The organism is Chlorogloeopsis fritschii PCC 6912 (genome assembly GCF_000317285.1).
Lineage (GTDB): Bacteria > Cyanobacteriota > Cyanobacteriia > Cyanobacteriales > Nostocaceae > Chlorogloeopsis > Chlorogloeopsis fritschii.
Genome location: NZ_AJLN01000015.1, coordinates 123,614 through 140,421 on the forward strand (window position 1 = coordinate 123,614; position 16,808 = coordinate 140,421).

General features: G+C 41.2%; 15 protein-coding genes. 12 read left to right on the plus strand and 3 right to left on the minus strand.

What is annotated here, in order from left to right; translation table 11 throughout:
* Positions 1-5: 5 nt before the first annotated feature.
* The 12 genes from UYC_RS0100760 to UYC_RS0100815 all read left to right on the plus strand — a co-directional run bounded on the left by UYC_RS0100760 (position 6) and on the right by UYC_RS0100815 (position 13,690).
* Positions 6-1,175, plus strand: a complete 1,170-nt coding sequence (locus tag UYC_RS0100760) for a nitric oxide synthase oxygenase (protein WP_016877484.1) — start codon at positions 6-8, stop codon at positions 1,173-1,175.
* Positions 1,176-1,224: 49 nt separating this feature from the next.
* Positions 1,225-2,292 (plus strand): SDR family oxidoreductase, encoded by a 1,068-nt coding sequence (locus UYC_RS0100765; protein ID WP_016877485.1) that lies wholly within the window; start codon positions 1,225-1,227, stop codon positions 2,290-2,292.
* A 125-nt stretch (positions 2,293-2,417) separates the two neighbouring features.
* The gene (locus UYC_RS0100770; RefSeq protein ID WP_016877486.1) at positions 2,418-3,230 is read left to right on the plus strand and encodes a fatty acid desaturase; all 813 of its coding nucleotides are present in this window, start codon (positions 2,418-2,420) and stop codon (positions 3,228-3,230) included.
* A gap of 27 nt (positions 3,231-3,257) precedes the next feature.
* A complete protein-coding gene (locus UYC_RS0100775; protein ID WP_016877487.1) occupies positions 3,258-4,577 on the plus strand; it encodes an aspartate aminotransferase family protein in 1,320 nt (439 codons plus the stop codon).
* Positions 4,578-4,591: 14 nt separating this feature from the next.
* Positions 4,592-5,089: an SRPBCC family protein gene (locus UYC_RS0100780; protein WP_016877488.1), complete on the plus strand. Its 498-nt coding sequence runs from the start codon at positions 4,592-4,594 to the stop codon at positions 5,087-5,089.
* Positions 5,090-5,213: 124 nt separating this feature from the next.
* Complete coding sequence (locus UYC_RS0100785; protein ID WP_016877489.1) at positions 5,214-6,443, plus strand: GNAT family N-acetyltransferase; 1,230 nt, start codon at positions 5,214-5,216, stop codon at positions 6,441-6,443.
* A 15-nt stretch (positions 6,444-6,458) separates the two neighbouring features.
* Complete coding sequence (locus UYC_RS0100790) at positions 6,459-7,601, plus strand: acyl-CoA dehydrogenase family protein (RefSeq protein ID WP_016877490.1); 1,143 nt, start codon at positions 6,459-6,461, stop codon at positions 7,599-7,601.
* A 232-nt stretch (positions 7,602-7,833) separates the two neighbouring features.
* Positions 7,834-9,108: a glycosyltransferase gene (locus UYC_RS0100795; protein WP_016877491.1), complete on the plus strand. Its 1,275-nt coding sequence runs from the start codon at positions 7,834-7,836 to the stop codon at positions 9,106-9,108.
* A 102-nt stretch (positions 9,109-9,210) separates the two neighbouring features.
* Positions 9,211-10,047, plus strand: a complete 837-nt coding sequence (locus tag UYC_RS0100800; RefSeq protein WP_016877492.1) for a formyltransferase family protein — start codon at positions 9,211-9,213, stop codon at positions 10,045-10,047.
* A gap of 44 nt (positions 10,048-10,091) precedes the next feature.
* Positions 10,092-11,390 (plus strand): ABC exporter membrane fusion protein, encoded by a 1,299-nt coding sequence (locus tag UYC_RS0100805; RefSeq protein WP_016877493.1) that lies wholly within the window; start codon positions 10,092-10,094, stop codon positions 11,388-11,390.
* A gap of 428 nt (positions 11,391-11,818) precedes the next feature.
* A complete protein-coding gene (gene devC / locus UYC_RS0100810) occupies positions 11,819-12,970 on the plus strand; it encodes an ABC transporter permease DevC (RefSeq protein ID WP_016877494.1) in 1,152 nt (383 codons plus the stop codon).
* A gap of 33 nt (positions 12,971-13,003) precedes the next feature.
* Positions 13,004-13,690 carry a DevA family ABC transporter ATP-binding protein gene (locus UYC_RS0100815; RefSeq protein WP_016877495.1) on the plus strand — a complete coding sequence of 229 codons (687 nt, stop codon included), beginning with the start codon at positions 13,004-13,006 and terminating at the stop codon, positions 13,688-13,690.
* 33 nt (positions 13,691-13,723) lie between these two features.
* Here the strand turns inward: UYC_RS0100815 and UYC_RS0100820 are convergent, their stop codons facing one another.
* From UYC_RS0100820 to UYC_RS0100830, 3 genes are all read right to left on the minus strand, one after another.
* The gene (locus UYC_RS0100820) at positions 13,724-14,350 is read right to left on the minus strand and encodes a hypothetical protein (protein WP_235083043.1); all 627 of its coding nucleotides are present in this window, start codon (positions 14,348-14,350) and stop codon (positions 13,724-13,726) included.
* Positions 14,351-14,442: 92 nt separating this feature from the next.
* Entirely contained in the window at positions 14,443-15,108 is a 666-nt protein-coding gene (locus tag UYC_RS0100825; protein ID WP_016877497.1) for a class I SAM-dependent methyltransferase, read from the minus strand.
* Between the two features lie 424 nt (positions 15,109-15,532).
* A complete protein-coding gene (locus UYC_RS0100830) occupies positions 15,533-16,180 on the minus strand; it encodes a DUF305 domain-containing protein (protein WP_016879195.1) in 648 nt (215 codons plus the stop codon).
* Positions 16,181-16,808 lie beyond the last annotated feature (628 nt).

The following is a 16,808-nucleotide window of genomic DNA, read 5'->3' on the forward strand; positions in this document are numbered from 1 at the left end:
ATACTATGCTAATCAACAACTTAGCCTTGCAACACGGTTTTAGAACGTATAACACTATTTTATCTGACGCCAAAGCATTTCTGGCATTGTTGCAAGAAGAACAAGTATTTCAGGAACCCTGCTTAGATAGAATTGCGGAAATAGAGAGCGAGGTAGAACAAACTGGAACCTATTGGCAAAGCTTTGATGAACTAGCTTACGGAGCCAAATTGGCATGGCGTAACAGTACCCGGTGTGTGGGACGCAGCTATTGGAACTCACTAGAAGTTCGCGATCGCCGCAGCTTGAATCAGGCAGAAGAAATATTCGAGGCTTTGGTTGAGCATCTGCGGTTATGCACTAACGGCGGTCGCATCAAATCCCTTGCTACTGTATTTGCGCCCCAAGAACCAGGCAAACCTGGAATCCGCATTTGGAACGATCAGCTCATTCGCTATGCAGGCTACCGACAACCAGACGGTTCGGTTGTCGGTGATCCCAAGTATGTCGAGTTCACGGAACTCGTGCAGCGAATGGGTTGGAAAGGAGGCGAAGGTACACCCTTTGACATCCTGCCCATCGTGATTCAGATGCCAAATCAGCGTCCAAAGCTGTTTGAGTTACCCCGTGATGCAGTGCTGGAAGTGCCAATTCAGCATCCTGATTACTCTTGGTTTGCAGAGCTTGGTCTCAAATGGCACGCGCTACCAGCAATTTGCAACATGATGCTAGAGATTGGCGGGGTTCAGTACACAGCCGCACCCTTTAGTGGTTGGTACATGGGTACGGAAATAGCTGCTCGCAACTTTGCAGACGAGAACCGCTACAATTTATTGCCCGTTGTGGCAAAACGAATGGGTTTGGATACCCGCTATGACCATAGCCTGTGGCGAGACCGCGCCATAGTTGAGTTAAATGTTGCGGTTTTATACTCGTTCCGACGTGCTGGCGTGACTATGGTTGACCACCACAGCGAAACTCGTCGCTTCGTGCAATTTGAGAAGAGCGAAGCACTTGCGGGAAGAACCACCTACGCCGATTGGGGATGGATTGTACCTCCCATTTCCGGCTCAACGACGCCAGTTTTCCACCGCAACTATGAAAATGTTGAGCTAAAGCCCAACTTCTTTTCGCAGCCCGATCCCTGGCGACAGTTTGCCTCTCACAAAAAGTCTGACTGTCCATTCGGTCACTAAAAACAATAGTTTTTTCACTTTTCTAACTCAATAATTGGAGGGATAAATCATGAAAGCTTTAGTCACTGGTGCTACAGGCTTTGTAGGTTCTGCTATTGTTCGTCAACTTCAAGAAGATGGTCAACAAGTCAAAGCGTTAGTCAGAAAGGGTTCGGATCTAAGAAATTTGGAGAAACTGGATATTGAAATTGCCTACGGAGATATCACCGATTATGATTCGGTAGCACGGGCCATGCAGGGCTGTCATTCTGTTTATCACGGTGCTGCAATGGTAGCTTTTTGGGTTCCTCGTAAAGACCGCCACCTGTTTGACTGGGTTAATGTTGAGGGGTCAAAAAATGTTTTTTCTGCTGCACTCAAACAGGATGTAGAGAAAGTAGTTTACACCAGTACCATCTCTACAATTGGTAGTTACGGAAAAGACACCCCCACCACGGAGAATCACAATTTCAATCTGTGGGGTATGTCGATGGAGTACGAACAGTCAAAATATTCTGCGGAGTTTGAAGCTTATCGATTCGCAGCGCGGGGATTGCCAATTGTTATTGTTATGCCTTCCGCTCCTCTAGGTGCAAGAGATATCAAGCCAAATCCCGTTGGCAAACTGATTCTAGACTTTCTCGCCCGCAGGATACCAGGCTACATTGATGGCGGTGCTAATTTCATCGATGTTGATGATGTGGCTTACGGTCATATCCTAGCAGCTAAGAAAGGGAAAGTAGGCGATCGCTATATTTTAGGACATGAAAACCTTTCCGTTGTTGATTTGTTCTCGGCTTTAGAAGCAATTTCTGGAGTTCCCGCTCCCAAATTGAAACTACCCCAGGCAGGTGCTGTCAAGCTAGCTCAAATTCTGGAATTTATTTCTGACCACATCACCAACCAACATCCACTCTACACCGCACCGATGGTCAAATTCTCCAGCCTTTACTACTATCTCGACACCAGCAAAGCTAAAAATGAGTTGGGGTTTGAACCTAAAAGCAGTGTTCAACAAGCTGCTATTAAGGCTATTGAATGGTTTTTGGAGAATGACTATTTACAAGTCAACGACAAAAACAAATCTCGAATTCGCCAGCACTTAGAAACTCAGACTCTGACACCAGTATTTGCATAGATAGTTGCAAGTCCCAAGAGCAAGAGTAGAAAACTCTTGCTCAAATTACAGTGCATTTAGTTAGTGAGGCATACGTGGAAAGTAAGTTAGTGAATCAGAGGTTGCGTGAGATTGACCACTCTCTAATGCAAATACCAGATAGCACCTTTGGCAATCCTACCCTGTTACTATTTGTTGCTATCATTAACATCTTTTCAGCATCAATTATTGCCTATCTTTTAGAATATTTGCCTCTTCAAGCCTCAGCAGCAATTAACTTATTATGTCTGTACGCTCTGTATACAGTGAATCACGAAGCTGTACATCGTTTAGTACATCCTAACCGCACGGTTAACAACTGGGTTGGGCGGATCGCAGCAGCTCTAGAGGGTACAACGTTCCCCTTGTTCCGTATCTTGCACCCCCAGCACCACGCGTTTACAAATCACCCAGAATACGACCCGGACTACGTTATTGGTAGAAAACCACGCTGGTTGTTACCTCTTTGGACTTTAGTTCGTTTAACACACGACAACTCTTTCATGATTAATCGCCGTTTGTGGTCTAATAAACATCCGCAATTAATTGAACATCTAATAACAGTGGGATTGCAGTTGTCTATTATCATCGGTGCGGCTTGGATGGGTCATCTGCAAGATGTTTTATGGTTATGGGTTATTCCACTGCTTGTGGCTGGAGCGTTAATTGAACTAACGGTTGCATGGGCTGTGCATTTTCCCCAAGAGTCCCAACATCCTTTGGAGAACACACGCATCTTTAAGGGGCAACTATTGCAGATATTGATGCTGAATCAAAACTATCATATTATCCATCATCTTTGGCCTGGTATTCCCTGGTTTCGCTACGGCAAAGCAATGCCTTTAGTAGAACTGGCATTGCTAGAACATCAAAACCAGAGACAGAAAGTGCCTATCAAACCACATTTTCAGGTTAGTTAATCAATCTATTGAGAAATTGAGAGTGAGATGAAAGAAAGCCAACAAATGCTTGAAAGTATGGAAACATACCCAGATTCACATCAAGCAGCTAAGTTTAGACAGCTTGTAATCCAAGGGCAAAAACGACACGTTAATAAATCTCTTGCCAAGCTGGCGGAATTAATGGGTACTCATGTTGAGGTTCGTTCTTCTGGAAACTACGTTTTTGATGAACGCGGACAAAAGTATCTGGCTTGTGGTGGTTACGGTGTCTTTACTATCGGTCACTGTCATCCTACCGTGATCGAGGCTGTGAAAGCACAACTGGAGCGTCATCCATTATCAACTCGCGCGCTTTTAAATGCTGAATTAGCTTCGGCGGCAGAAACTTTAGCTTCTGTCACTCCCAAAGGTTTAGACTACGTATACTTTGGTAACTCTGGTGCGGAAGCCACAGAAGCCGGTCTCAAACTAGCGCGTTTATCTGGCAAACGCAAGCTAGTTGCAATGCAAGGAGGCTTCCACGGTAAGACATTGGGAGCGTTAAGTGTTACCAGTCGTGCAGCCTATCGCTTGCCTTTCCAGCCTCTGCTTCCAGAAGTCGAGTTTATCCCCTTTGCAGATCCAAAAGCACTGGAAAATGTACTTTCTCATCACGGTGATGAATGCTGTGTGATTTTGGAGCCTGTGCAGGCAGAAGGTGGTGTCATTGTTCCCTACGAAGGCTACCTGCGCGATGTAGAGAGGCTCTGCCGCCAGTATGGAGCTTTTTTGATTTTGGATGAAATTCAAACGGGACTCGCGCGGCTGGGAACTTGGTGGGGAGCAGATAGAGAAGAAGTAGTTCCTGATGTTCTGCTGGTAGGGAAGGCTTTAAGTGGAGGAGTAATACCTGTCAGCGCTGCTGTTGCTTCTGCTCAAGCTTATGAAAGGCTCAATCAAGATCCGCTGTTGCACACATCAACGTTTGCAGGTAGTCCTTTAGCCACAGTTGCCGCACGAGCAGCAATTAACGTTATTAAAAATGAGAATATCGTACCCAAAGCCAAAGAACTGGGTGAAAAGTTAGTTGTTGAGGTGCAGAAAATTGTTGGCGAAATATGTCCTCATCTAGTTCGAGAAGTTCGGGGGATCGGACTGTTGATTGGGATTGAGTTTGAAGCTGATTATCTGGCTGGTGATTTCATGTTTGAACTCATGCACAGAAATGTGCTGGTTTCCTATTCACTTAATGCTCACCGCGTTGTCAGATTGACACCACCAGCAACTCTGAGTGAGTCAGATATTGATTGGCTGCTAAGTGCAATTTCAGACAGTGCGATCGCTCTTTCTAAACGTAACTCATCTTTAAATATCGCTAATTCATAAAGGAGATTTTATCCATGCAATACCTAGAAATTGTCGCTAAAGTTTCCCATCGCAGTGCCGAAGAAATTTATCCGATTCTCTGCGACTTCGATTCATACCCAAACAATAGTCAAGCTGTACATAGCGTCACTAGCCAAGTATTATCTGACGGACGGACTATTTCTACTTGGGAAGTCGATTTTCGTGGCGGTGTGATGTCTTGGACAGAAGAAGATGTATTTGATCCCTCAAATTATACGATTAGCTTCAATCAGATTGAAGGTGATGTTGAACATTTCTCTGGACAGTGGAAAATTCAAAATCAAGAAGATGATTGCCTGATACTATTTTTAGCTGAGTTTGACATGGGTATTCCCTCTTTAAGTCAAATTCTTGATCCTATTGCCATACAGGCACTACAGGAAAATATCACAGCAATTATTAGGGGTTTGTTTGGTGAAGAAGTGGAATTTTTACCAGTTCAAATTAATTCATCACAGACACAAGTACCAGACCAAGTTTCAGCAGCATAAGTTGAATAAATAGGAATCCTCACCTTGTTTTGATAGTTGCAGATTGATTCTGGAGCTATCAAAACAGAAAAATAGTTCTGATTTAACTTGAAATCTATTTCTATTATAGAGATGGTACAAATAAATGACGAAAGCTATTGACTGCTTAATTAAAATTGAGAATGATTACTCTTGTAAATTGTACAATTCAATCCTTGATGTAAATTTAGACGATTGGAAGCAAGTTTGTCAGACAAGTGATTCTAATGTTTACATGGATATTGGATTCTTATTGACAATTGAAAAAACTATGGCGGGCTTTAGCAAATTCTGGTATGTTATTTTTTATGACCAAAATGGTAATCCGTCTGCTTGTACTAGTTTATCTACATTTAAAGCTGACTTAGGAGTTGTTGCTAGTAAAGGCACTAAAGAATTTATTACTCATGTTAGACGCTTGCTGCCATCATTTTTATATTTAAATGTTCTTTTTTGTGGTTTACCTATTTCTATCGGTAAAAACCATTTAATTTTTGTAGAAAATGCTAATCAGGAGTTGATTATAAAATTGCTTGATAGTATTATGAATACTATTGCAGCCAAAGAAAAAACAAAGCTTATTATTTACAAAGAGTTTAACTCTCAAGAATGCAATCAATTAGATGCGCTGCTACAGCTTAATTATCTCAAAGCAGAAAGTTTACCTATGCATAGCTTTAAGGCAAAGTTTGCTAATTTTTCGGAATACTGTGCTGCTTTAAAGTCCCACTACCGCAATGATATTAAAAGGTCAAAACGTAAATTTGAAAAAGCTGGTCTTCGCGTTGTCCAGTTGAAAGATACAGAAAAAATTTTACAAATCTATACTCCAGAAATGCATCAATTGTATGAAGCAGTTGTCCAAAAATCTGAAAATCAACTGGAGACTCTACCTATCACTTTCTTTCGAGAGTTAGCAATTTATTTCTCTGGGCAATTACTTTTCACTCTTGTTTATAAAGATGACAAGATAGTGGCATTCAATTGTTCTCTTTGTACACAATCAAGTGTTCATTACCTATTTTGCAGATTAGATTACAGTCTAAATGCAGAGTCAGACCTGTATTTCAATTTAATGTATGCTGCTCTAGATGAAGCGTTGAAACAGAATGTATCAAAAATTGACTTTGGTCAAACAGCAGACACATTCAAAGCCAGATTAGGCTCCTATCAAACGCCACTCTATATGTATATAAAAGGTACGGAATTTCTACTTAATTGGATTATTCGTAAGAGTTTCAATATTCTGTTTCCTAATCCGGTCTTAGTTCCGTCATACAACATTTATAAACAGTATCCCATTGCTGCCAAGTATCTAATAAATATTTCACAGTAAATAGGAGTTTTACAGGTGAATTTTCTCAAACCAGAACGAACAATCCTGACAAAGTTTCTGCCAGACCTTGATGAAAAATTGGCGTACATTCCTTTACTGGAAATGGAAAAGCCACAAAATCCAGCCATAAAAATATTTCGTGAACTTGGTGGCCCTGGTTTATTAATTCCAACCAAGTATAAGGGTTTAGGAGCAACTCCTGTGGAAGTTGTTCGGATTCAAAGAGCGATCGCCAGCCGTGCGCCTTCGCTGGCGATCGCCACCACGATGCATCATTTTTCAGTTGCAACCATTGTGGAGATGATTGCCCAAGGTTCGGGAACTGGCTTCGAGTGGATGTTACTTGAGGGGATTGCCAAGCAAAACCTCTACGTAGCTTCCGGATTTGCAGAAGGACAGACAGGTGCAGGCATTCTCAGTCCAAATATGCAGGTAAAACGCACAGCTGACGGTGTAACAGTTAGCGGTAGTAAAAAGCCTTGTAGCTTATCTGCATCAATGGATTTGCTGACTGCAAGTGTTTCTATTCCCAGCAAATCAGGAGATGGTAGCGAATTAGCGGTCGTTATTATCCCGACGACAAATACTACAGGAATTGAGCGTCGTCCCTTCTGGACTAATTCAGTACTAGCGGGTGCAGAAAGCGATGAAGTTGTTCTTCACGATGTCAAAGTTCCAGAACAACTAATTTCTTATACTGGCAGTGCTGAAAATTTAGATTATGTCCAAACAAGGGGTTTTCTTTGGTTTGAAATGCTGATCTCTGCATCTTACCTTGGTATTGCTAGTGCTTTAGTAGAACGAACTATTGCAGCTAACAAGGGTACATCCTCTGAGCGGACAATTTTAGCGATTGAAGTTGAAGGAGCAATGGCTGCATTAGAAGGGCTAGCCCAGTCAATGATGGTTAGCGACAGCAACCAAGGTAGCGATCAACTAGCAAGGGCGCTGTTTGTGCGTTATGCAGTGCAAGGTGCTATAGAACGTGTTACTGCTCATGCGGTGGAGTTATTAGGAGGCATGGCATTTATCAGTTCACCTGAAGTTGCTTACCTGTTTACTGCTGCCCGTCCACTAGCATTTCACCCTCCTTCACGTCTTAGCATATCACCTGCTTTGGATAAATACTTAGCAGGAGAAACTTTGCTCATCCAGTAAGTTAATCCTCGTTTGTCAGACTGCAAAACTTTTTGGGGGCTTAAAACCAAAAAAGTTTTTCTTTCTCTTACTTCATGCTTGATCCTCTCTCTAGTGACTGCCAAGTTTAACAACAGAGGATAAAGCTGGAAATCCTTAAACAGCAAACTTTACAAAGAATAACTCTGCAAAAGCAACAAGCATAAGGCTGTGCAAGTGTAGTTCTAGTTAAATCGTTTAGTTTACTTTAGTTATGACTCATTTTGGCATTCTCTGTCCTGCAAAAACTGGTCACCTCAACACAATGCTACCTTTGGGACGCGAACTGCAACGACGCGGACATCGCGTTACTCTATTTGGCATTGCAGATGTGCAATCAAAAACACTTGCAGCTGGATTGAATTTCTGGAGAATCGGAGAAACTGATTATCCTTTGGGGATCGCGGCACAATCGTTGACACAACTCGGTAAATTGAGCGGCTTTGCTGCACTGCGATATAACCTGAATTTAATACAAAAAGAAGCTGCGATGGTACTTCGTGATGCCCCAAAAGCACTCAAAAACGCTGGTGTAGAAGCGTTGCTGGTAAACCAAATGACACTAGAGGGAGGGAGTGTTGCAGAATTCTTGGATCTTCCATTCATTACAGTGTGCAGTGCCTTGCCCGTTAATCAAGAAGACGGCGTTCCCCCCTTTGTGACATCTTGGAACTATAACTCTGCACAGTGGGCACATCTGCGGAACCGAGCCGCTTACTCTTTGCTCAATCATATCGCTCAACCAATTCAAAAGCTGATTAACGAGTATCGCCAAAGCTGGAATTTGCCCCCATGCGATCGCGTTAACGATTCCTGCTCCAAATTAGCCCAATTGAGTCAGATACCTGCTGAATTTGATTTTCCAAGGCAGCATTTACCCCAATGCTTCCATTTCACAGGCCCTTACCATGAATCAGCCAGTCGGGAAGCCGTGCCTTTCCCCTGGGAAAAGTTGACTGGACAACCGTTGATTTATGCCTCAATGGGGACTATACAAAATCGCTTAATGAATGTTTTCCATTGTATTGCTCAGGCTTGTGATGGATTAAATGTGCAATTGGTAATTTCTCTTGGTGGTGGCAACCCGGACTCTTTAAAAGGACTACCTGGAAAACCCTTAGTTGTTAAATATGCACCTCAAATGGAACTACTTAAGAAAGCCACCCTCACTATTACTCATGCAGGATTGAATACTGTTCTTGAATCCCTAAATAATGGAGTGCCTATGGTTGCTATTCCAATTACTAGCGATCAGCCAGGTACAGCAGCCCGCTTGGCTTGGACAGGAGCAGGGGTAAAAGTGCCCTTAGCTCGTTTAAGCGTCCGTAAGCTACGAATATGCATACAAGAAGTGCTAAGTCAAGATTCCTACAAAAATAATGCATCTAGGTTACAAGCAGCAATTCAACGCGCAGGTGGAGTTAGACGAGCAGCTGACATTGTAGAACTTGCCATATCTAAGCAAAAGCCTGTTGTGGCAGCGGTGTAAAACGAAGCGATCGCTAAACATCTATTTTGTGAATTTTATCAATAACTTTCACTGGACTAGTGTTCCTGACAATTTATTTCCAAGCAAAAACAGGATTTAATTATGCAAAGAATTGCTTTGTTTAATATAGAATGCTATTCCTCAAGTGAAGCTATTATTAGCTTTATTGAAGAGCATCATGATAAATTAGCAGTTGTAGTCACTACTGATAGGTATAGTGGTAAACATGGTAATTTATTGAAGCAAATTATTACTAACTATCGCAGATCAGGGTTTGATTTCGTCATCTATCTAACTTGTAATTTTATTTTTTATTTTTGGCTAATTTACCTATTTCGATTAGTGTCATTCATTACTATTCGCAAAAGAAAAAAGTTTACTATATCTGAAATTTGCCATAAATATCGAATTCAGCATATTAAAATATCAAATGTAAATAGTGAAGATATTGTCACTGAATTGAAACAAGCTAATCTTGACTTAATCGTTATATATTTTTTCGACCAAATTATTAGAGAACAAATCATCAAAATACCAAAAAAAGGAGTTATTAACGTACATGCAGCACTTTTACCTAAATGTAAAGGCTTATTCCCAGTTTTCTATTCAGCTTTTAAAAATGATAGTAAATTTGGTATAACGGTTCATGAAATTGTAGATACTTCTATTGATTCAGGAGCAATACTTGGACAAGAAAAATTGGAAGTGGAGAACGCTGAATATAGTATTCTTAGTTTGGATAAATTAGTTAATAATAAAGGGTTAAAATTAGTATCCGATATCATAAATAATTTTGATGAATATCATTTGAAACAAACCCCTCAAACATTAGGTGGCTCATACTTCTCATTTCCTACTCGAACTGATGTTAAAAATGTCCAAAGTAAAGGTTTTAGTCTAATTAGTTTTAAAGAATTCATCAGTGATTTTTTAGATTAAACTTGAGCTTCAACAGTAAAATGAATATACATGATTCAAAAGTAATGGAGCAGCCGTTTCTTAAGTCCAAAAAGTGGTGGGTAATTATCTTCCTAAGTATCGTCACCTCAATTATTGGCACAGCGACTATTTACAGTCTTCTTCATTCCCGATCCACTCAACAAAATCCCGCATCAACTTCCTTGCCAACTACTCCTCCTGCTACTAATACCGTTAGTGCCAGAGGACGCGTAGAACCGCAAGGCGAAGTTATTCGCCTGTCTGCTTCCACTTCTCTTGAAACTGTTAAAATCCACAGACTTTTAGTGAAAGAGGGAGATAAAGTTATCTCCAATCAAGTAATTGCCATCCTAGACAACTATAATCGTCTTTGGGCTGCTTTAAAACAAGCTAAACAACAAGTAAAAGTTGCTCAAGCTAATTTAGCTAAGGTAAAAGCTGGGGTAAAAACTGGGGAAATTAACGCTCAAAAAGCCCAAATTGCCCGCCTGCAAGCACAACTATTTGGCGAAAGAAAAACTCAACAAGCAACTATTGCCCGCTTGCAAGCCCAACTTTTAGGGGAAAGAAGAACCCAACAAGCAAATATTGCTCGTCTACAAGCCCAGTTGAGCAATGCTCAAACAGAATTTGGACGCTTTCAGATGCTATACAAAGAAGGTGCGGTTGAAGCTTCCAAATTTGATAGCAAGCGTCTAGAATTAGAAACCGCTAGGGAGCAGTTGAATGCAGCTAAGGCAAGCCTCAATCAAACAGAAGAAACCTTGCAACAGCAAATCAACGAGGCTAAAGCCACTCTTAAGCAAACCGAAGAAACCCTGCAACAGCAAATTAACGAAGCAAAAGCAACTTTAAACCAAATAGCTGAGGTTCGCCCCACTGATGTACAAGCAGCTCAAGCAGAGGTAGAAAGTGCGATCGCTGCTGTAGAAAAAGCTCAAGCAGATCTGGAATTAACCTATGTACGCGCACCAAAAGACGGTCAGATTTTAAAAATTTATACTTTTCCAGGAGAAATTGTTGGTAACGAAGGAATTGCAGACATGGGTCAAACAGACCAGATGTACGTAGTTGCTGAAGTATACGAAACAGATGTCAGTCAAGTACGTATCGGTCAGCAAGCCAGGATTACTAGTGAAGCTTTTCCCGGAGAACTATATGGAAAGGTTACTCAAGTTGGCTTACAAGTAAAAAAACAAGCGATTTTTAGTACTGATCCCGTTGCTGATGTAGACCGCAGAGTTGTTGAAGTTAAAATTCGTCTCAATCCAAAAGATGCCAAGCAAGTTAGAAGTTTAACCAATTTACAAGTAGAAGTAGTAATTAATACAGAAAAATTTTAGCTAGCCAGTCATGTAATAAATCACACAATGAGCCAATGAAAACAGTCTTCCCTTTTGCCCTACCCTACCCTGCGGGAACCCTCTACTTTACAGAAGCCGCTCCGCGTCTACGAGGGAACGGGAACGCTTACCCTGCGGGAAGGGCTTCGCCCAACAGCGAACGGGTACTCTATGAGAAGCCGCTAGCTAACGCAACGCCTTACGGCGAACGCGTCTACGGCAGTCCCCCTACCCTGACGGGAAGCCGTACCTACTTCTATCCGCTTCGCATCTACCGCGTCTACGACGGGAACCGCCTTTCTGGGGGGCTGCCTCACCTCCTGCCCTCTGCCTCCTGCCTTATTTTCAAGACAGTCGTCAACTGCGTATATTAGAACGCATGAAAATCTTTCTTTACCTAACCCATTCTCTATTCCCCATTAGTCATCATGTCCAAAATACCTCTAGCTTGGTTACAACTTACCCGCGAAAAATCTCGTATGATTGTTGCGATGGCGGGTATTGCTTTTTCCAATATTCTCATGTTTATGCAATTGGGGTTTGAGGGTGCACTCTATGATAGTGCTGCACGCTTCCACACCACTTTAAAAGCGGACTTAGTTATGATTAGTCCCCGTTCCAAGTCTCTTGCTTATATGAGACAGTTTTCTTCTCGTCGTCTCTATCAAATATCAGGCTTTGAAGGGGTTAATTCTGTCAGCCCTGTCTATGTTGATTTTGCTGACTGGAAAAATCCTGTCAATGCCGATTATCGAGCCATATTTGTGTTTGGTTTTGAACCGGAAAAACCAGTATTTAATTTACCAGAGGTTAATCAAAATCTCAATAAGCTAAAACTGCCTGATACTGTTCTATTTGACCGTTCTTCCCGCTCTGAATATGGGCCAATTGCTGCACAATTTGAGCGTGACAACCAGGTATTAACGGAAATTAGTAACTACAGAATTAAAACTGTTGGCTTGTTTACTCTTGGCCCTTCCTTTGCAGCAGACGGAAATTTAATCACCAGCGACCAAAATTTCTTGCGTTTATTTAGAAATCGTCGCTCAGGAGAAATTGATATTGGCTTAATTACTTTAAAACCAGGTGTAGATAAACAAAAAGTACTGAATAATTTGGTTGCTAAATTGCCTAAAGATGTGAGAATACTTACTTACCAAGGATTTATAGAGTTTGAAAAAGAATATTGGCGCACCAGTACACCAATTGGCTTTATGTTTGCACTTGGTACGGGGATGGGATTTATAGTTGGTATAGTCATTGTGTATCAAATACTTTTCACAGATGTCAACGAGCATTTAGCCGAATACGCCACACTCAAGGCTATGGGGTTTACAGATAATTATTTATTACGTGTTGTTTTTCAAGAAGCTTTGATTTTAGCGATTTTTGGCTACATTCCTGGTTTAGGTATTTCTTTAGGTTTATATGAATTGACTAAGTTTGCCACTTTTTTACCAATTTTTATGAGTGCTAGCCGCTCTGTATTTGTTTTAGTTTTGACAATTTTAATGTGTTCAATTTCTGGTGCGATCGCTGTACGTAAATTGAGAGCAGCAGATCCAGCAGATATTTTTTAGTGGAATAAAGAATATTTTTACTTTAGTTTACTAATGTTACAACAAAATCCTATTATTTCTATTCAAAATCTCAATCACTACTTTGGTCAAGGGGCATTACGAAAACAGATTTTGTTTGACATAAACCTAGAAATTTACCCTGGTGAAGTAGTTATTTTGATAGGGCAGTCAGGCTCAGGTAAAACAACCTTGCTCACTTTAATGGGAGGCTTGCGTTCTGTCCAAGAGGGAAGTCTCAAAGTTTTAGGAAATGAATTGTACAAAGCTAATAATAACCAATTAGTACAAATTCGACGAAATATTGGTTATATCTTTCAGGCTCACAATTTACTGCGATTTTTGACTGCTTGCCAGAATGTTCAGATGTCACTGGAACTACATAAAGAATATGACAATCAAGAAGCTCAAGCTAAATCTAAAGTTATGTTGAAAGCTGTAGGTTTGGGTCATAGAGTGAATTATTATCCTGATGATTTATCTGGTGGACAGAAACAAAGAGTTGCGATTGCTCGTGCTTTGGTAAGCCATCCGAAACTAGTTTTGGCTGATGAACCGACAGCTGCTTTAGATAGTAAATCCGGTCGAGACGTAGTAGAACTGATGCAGCGTTTGGCTAGGGAGCAGGGTTGTGCTGTCTTAATGGTTACTCACGATAATCGCATTCTCGATATTGCTGACCGCATCATTCATATGGAAGACGGACACTTAGTGGATTGTTAGGTGTGGCGATTACTATTTGCATACTTGAGTAATTCAGTGAGCCATATGGATTAAGGGAGTACCTCCCTCTGTGTAGACCAATAGTTCCAATCCAAACAGCAGTAACGGGAGAAGCCACGCTATTGAAAAGGCCCGAGAATTTTTGTTTGGCCACTCAGCTACCGCTTTGGTAGCAGCAGCGATCCAAAGAGTGATTGCAAAAATCCGATGTTGAACTAGAAGAAGCAAAGGAGGAACATTTGCCTCATGCTGGGCATGGAACATAAACACGCTCCCAACCCCAACAAGACCAAGTGGCAGAAGCAATCCCCAGCCATAATGTTTTAGCCGTCCACCAGCACGAAGCCACTCTACACCACCAACAATCAGCATTAGTGTGCCCTGTATAATATGTTGTAAGCTTTCAGCACCATAGTTCTGAGGTTCCGCTGCGCCATGCACCAGCGGATCTATAAAGCTTTCTACTCCGTAACCAATCAATAGTATGGGGAGCAGATAAGGTAACCAACCCGCTCTTACCAAGCGGGTTTCATATAAGATGAGCAGTAAAGCGACAATCGTAAATGCAAATCCGCCAATCCAGTGAACCTGCTCAGAGGTGAGATTCATTTTTCCTCCATTCCAAATCAGTGTCCAAATATCCACCCATCTGCTTTTCAAGCCTGTACTTAACTTGAGAGCAAGTTATAGCTGCAATAAGCTCGATATTTAATTGATTTAATTTTAAGCGGTTGTAATCGCCCTAATCCCTGCTATTGTGCCGGATCTGGCTTTACGAAGTTCATTGTAAAAGCCAAAAAATTACCGTAGTAATGGTCGGGGCAAAACCCAACTGCTTCAGCTATACGGCGAACAGTACCAAGTGTTTGATAGTGGGGATCAGGAATAACTTCAGTAATGGAAAGAATGCCATTCGGTTTGAGAGCAGCAAATATCTCTTGAAGTGCTGCCTCCCGATCTGGGATTTCACCCAATACTGTCACCAACAATGCTCTATCAAACTTGTTACGTTCTAGTACTCCTGGCTCTATTTTGTTCAGAAGCGTCCGAATATTAGTTATACTATTGGCGCTAGCCCTTTGCTCTAGCTTATGCAACATACCTGATTGGCTATCAAGCGCTACTACCTGACCATTTGGTGCTACTCTTCTAGCAGCAGGAATAGCAATACGGCCCGTTCCACATCCTACATCAAGTACCTGCATTCCAGGGGAGAGGTTAAGACGATCTAGAATGACTGAACTCCCTGCCATAGCTTCCATGTATGGATTTTCTAAAAGCCAAGCCAGCCAAAATGGACAAGGCAGATAATAGCGACGGACAGCCCTTCGCCACCACAGACCAATGCCTACAAGTAGAGCAATTAGTGCCCCAGTGTCAAATAAAATCGTTTTTAATACAGATGAACTAGAAAGCATAGTTACCTCTTACATTTACTCCTTCATCTGGCAGGATAGGCAGCGAGCGATCGCTTTTTTGACTCGCATGAGCTATTATCTGGCACAATCGGGAAGTATGCGAACTGTAATAGCTTTACTTTGCCCGAAGTGTATGTAAGTCATAGATTTATCCTAAAATCTCCAACTAACCAGAGAGTCAAGGGTTTTTACCAAATTCTTTTGAGTAGTTTCAAAAATATCGTGTGTTATGTGCTGAAAGTATAGAATGTTCTAGTGCTCGCAGGCGTTGCAGTAATATTTTCCTGTCGTTAAGGCAAAGTGGGCAGTACATATCCCGCCCACCATTAACGCTTTAACCTAGTTCACCCCAATCACAACACCACATCATTTTTATTTGCGGAAATTGAGCCATTATTTACCAGATTGATTAGAGGTTTGTTGATTAAGAGTTATTCATGCTTTGGAGCAATTGCTGCATTTGAGCAATTTCAGCACTTTGACTTTTGATAATAGCCTCAGCTAAATCTCTAATTTCTCGATGTCTACCACTATTAACAACTAAGCCAGCCATCATCGTTGCCATTTGGTGATGACGAATCATCTGACGGAGAAATTCTTGGTCAACATCAGACGCATTTTTCAGCGCTTCTATCATTTCCCTGTCCATCATTTCTTGCTGCTGCATGGCAATCATCATAGCCTCTCCCATTTCGTTACGCATATCCATGTTCATGTCAGTCATAGGAACTTCAGTGCCGTACCACTGCTTGTACCAAGTTCGCATCTGCTCTATTTCGCGGGTTTGCTCTTCGATAATGGATTCAGCCAGCTTTCTAACTTCAGGGTTTTGAGATCGACTCAAAGTAATTTCAGCCATCTCGATCGCGCTTTGATGATGAGGGATCATCATTTCAATAAACGGCTTATCTACTTCAACCCTGATCTCGCGTCCGTAATGCATAGGGCTTGGATTGGGAATCTGCGCCTGAATCTGCTCGTGGGCTTTGACGCTGTTGGTAATAGAGAGGATTGTGATAGTGCTGCTTGTCAGCAAAGCAACAAGACTGTAAATTGTAAATTTTGTGTTCATTTTTTGACTCATTATTGTTTAAAGGCACATTCATTTCACTGAAATCTTATTTGTAGGACACAGATGTTTTCTCTTGTGTACCTGCAAAGTTGAGGCTTTGTTTTATTGAACCTTTAGTTGGAAGTATTTTTATATCAATGCACTTACAGTCCTATTTACTAATAAAATTCAAGGATAGTGATAATAGCTGAAACGGCAAAGCTTTGAAATTTTGCTGGTTCCTCAAAATTTTTACCAAACCTAAACTTAGGTTTAAAAAGTAAGATGCAAAGTTGCATCACCCTAGAGGATATATGCCAAAAATTTTGTGATAGAAAAAGTTTGAAATTAGTTCCAGTCTTGTACGATTGCTGTCCAATATTTCCTCTCCTCACTATAAAAGTGACTTACCAGCGCTATGACATATAGCGACAAGGCTTATTTACTTTTAATAAGGTTTTGCAAATACACTAACATCTACCTAATGACTTATTATTATGCCATTTAAGATTTATCAAATTTCATCCTAATTTCATTTTTGTATGATTTCTGAAGGGGGGACGAAGCAGCCTAAAAAGCTTGGAGTGTAAGGTGGGTAGCGTTTTGTGATAAAAAAAGGTAGGTCTAGTTTTGTCAAGAAGACCTACTT

Excerpts from the sequence above, each read along its gene's own strand:
- UYC_RS0100760 (WP_016877484.1), top strand. The coding sequence starts at position 6 with ATGCTAATCAACAACTTAGCCTTGCAACACGGTTTTAGAACGTATAAC.
- UYC_RS0100765 (WP_016877485.1), top strand. The coding sequence starts at position 1,225 with ATGAAAGCTTTAGTCACTGGTGCTACAGGCTTTGTAGGTTCTGCTATT.
- UYC_RS0100770 (WP_016877486.1), top strand. The coding sequence starts at position 2,418 with ATGCAAATACCAGATAGCACCTTTGGCAATCCTACCCTGTTACTATTT.
- UYC_RS0100775 (WP_016877487.1), top strand. The coding sequence starts at position 3,258 with ATGAAAGAAAGCCAACAAATGCTTGAAAGTATGGAAACATACCCAGAT.
- UYC_RS0100780 (WP_016877488.1), top strand. The coding sequence starts at position 4,592 with ATGCAATACCTAGAAATTGTCGCTAAAGTTTCCCATCGCAGTGCCGAA.
- UYC_RS0100785 (WP_016877489.1), top strand. The coding sequence starts at position 5,214 with ATGACGAAAGCTATTGACTGCTTAATTAAAATTGAGAATGATTACTCT.
- UYC_RS0100795 (WP_016877491.1), top strand. The coding sequence starts at position 7,834 with ATGACTCATTTTGGCATTCTCTGTCCTGCAAAAACTGGTCACCTCAAC.
- UYC_RS0100800 (WP_016877492.1), top strand. The coding sequence starts at position 9,211 with ATGCAAAGAATTGCTTTGTTTAATATAGAATGCTATTCCTCAAGTGAA.
- UYC_RS0100805 (WP_016877493.1), top strand. The coding sequence starts at position 10,092 with ATGGAGCAGCCGTTTCTTAAGTCCAAAAAGTGGTGGGTAATTATCTTC.
- devC (WP_016877494.1), top strand. The coding sequence starts at position 11,819 with ATGTCCAAAATACCTCTAGCTTGGTTACAACTTACCCGCGAAAAATCT.
- UYC_RS0100815 (WP_016877495.1), top strand. The coding sequence starts at position 13,004 with ATGTTACAACAAAATCCTATTATTTCTATTCAAAATCTCAATCACTAC.
- UYC_RS0100825 (WP_016877497.1), bottom strand. The coding sequence starts at position 15,108 with ATGCTTTCTAGTTCATCTGTATTAAAAACGATTTTATTTGACACTGGG.
- UYC_RS0100830 (WP_016879195.1), bottom strand. The coding sequence starts at position 16,180 with ATGAACACAAAATTTACAATTTACAGTCTTGTTGCTTTGCTGACAAGC.